Origin of the sequence: Pseudomonas sp. SIMBA_068 (assembly GCF_046534705.1) — a bacterium.
Taxonomy (GTDB): domain Bacteria; phylum Pseudomonadota; class Gammaproteobacteria; order Pseudomonadales; family Pseudomonadaceae; genus Aquipseudomonas; species Aquipseudomonas putida.
On the sequence record NZ_JAWRYI010000511.1, the window covers coordinates 1 to 272 of the forward strand.

The 272-nt window shown below is 39.3% G+C and carries 1 protein-coding gene; it reads right to left on the minus strand.

All coding sequences use genetic code 11. From position 1 onward, the window contains the following. Nucleotides 1–272 (minus strand): integrase arm-type DNA-binding domain-containing protein (locus SB756_RS30175; protein ID WP_410913248.1); only part of this gene is annotated, 272 nt, incomplete at both ends.

A 272-nucleotide genomic window follows, 5' to 3' on the forward strand; every position in this document is an offset into this window, starting at 1 on the left:
CCGAATATCTTCGCCATGAGCTTGCGTAAAATCAGGCTTTTTAACATCAAACCACTCTAAAGCTACTTTATTTAGTGTTAACTCTTCTTGAGCCCGTTTAAAAGCTAAGGCTTCATCTCTATGCTCTTTTGGATCAGTCCCTAAAGCAACTAGTTCTCTAGCTTGTTGCGCTAACTTTCTGGCATTTACAATAGATACATCTGGGTACTTGCCTAATCCCATGTTGACACGCTTTTTTGTGATTGGATGGTAGTAATTAAAGTTCCAGAGCT